The sequence below is a fragment of the Enterobacter vonholyi genome (genome assembly GCF_008364555.1).
Lineage (GTDB): Bacteria > Pseudomonadota > Gammaproteobacteria > Enterobacterales > Enterobacteriaceae > Enterobacter > Enterobacter vonholyi.
In genome coordinates this window covers 1-1,190 of record NZ_VTUC01000026.1, presented here as the reverse complement: position 1 = coordinate 1,190, position 1,190 = coordinate 1, and the positions used below count along the sequence as shown (strand labels likewise).

1 protein-coding gene is annotated in these 1,190 nt (G+C 50.8%); it reads left to right on the top strand.

What is annotated here, in order from left to right; all coding sequences use genetic code 11:
* Positions 1 to 63: 63 nt before the first annotated feature.
* A protein-coding gene (locus F0319_RS18800; protein WP_154818340.1) for an IS3 family transposase occupies positions 64 to 1,190 on the top strand; the annotation gives its coding sequence in 2 pieces (ribosomal slippage) (positions 64 to 298 and positions 298 to 1,190; 1,128 coding nt annotated over the 2 pieces). This gene is flagged as partial in the annotation.

Sequence of the window (1,190 nt, the reverse complement as noted above, 5' to 3'; positions counted from 1 at the left end):
TGAATCGCCACGGGTTTAACAGACACCTCAGAGTCATTTAAGATGACTTAAAGAGAGGTGCCCATGAGCGGTAAGCGTTATCCTGAAGAGTTTAAAATTGAAGCAGTCAAACAGGTTGTTGATCGTGGTCATTCTGTTTCCAGTGTTGCAACACGTCTCGATATCACCACTCACAGTCTTTACGCCTGGATAAAGAAGTACGGCCCGGATTCTTCCACTCATAATGAACAGTCAGATGCTCAGGCCGAGATCCGCCGTCTTCAGAAAGAGTTGAAGCGGGTTACGGACGAACGGGACATATTAAAAAAAGCCGCGGCGTACTTCGCAAAGCTGTCCGACTGAGGTACGCCTTTATCCGCGACAACAGCCGTTGCTGGCCTGTTCGTTTGCTCTGTCGGGTTCTGGATGTCCATCCGAGTGGATTTTATTTCTGGCTTCAGCAGCCACATTCGCAGCGTCACCAGACAGATCAGATGCTGACAGGACAGATTAAACAGTTCTGGCTTGAGTCGGGATGCGTCTATGGTTATCGCAAGATCCATCTCGATCTGCGTGATACCGGACAGCAGTGCGGAGTGAACCGGGTCTGGCGGCTGATGAAGCGTGCCGGAATAAAAGCTCAGGTTGGGTACCGTAGCCCACGGGCACGTAAAGGCGAAGCCAGTATCGTGACACCCAACAGGCTCCAGCGGCAGTTCAATCCGGACTCACCGGATGAGCGTTGGGTGACGGACATAACCTACATCCGAACCCACGAAGGCTGGCTGTATCTGGCCGTGGTGGTTGACCTGTTCTCCCGAAAAGTTATCGGCTGGTCAATGCAACCCCGCATGACAAAAGAGATTGTCCTGAACGCATTACTTATGGCGGTGTGGAGGCGTAATCCTCAAAAGCAGGTACTGGTTCACTCTGATCAGGGTAGTCAGTACACGAGCCATGAGTGGCAGTCGTTCCTGAAATCACACGGTCTGGAAGGCAGCATGAGTCGTCGCGGTAACTGCCACGACAACGCGGTTGCGGAAAGCTTTTTCCAGCTACTGAAACGCGAACGGATTAAGAAAAGGATCTACGGAACGAGAGACGAAGCCAGAAGCGATATTTTTGATTATATCGAAATGTTTTATAACAGTAAGCGTCGGCATGGTTCGAGCGAGCAGATGCCACCGGCTGAATATGAAAACCTATATTAT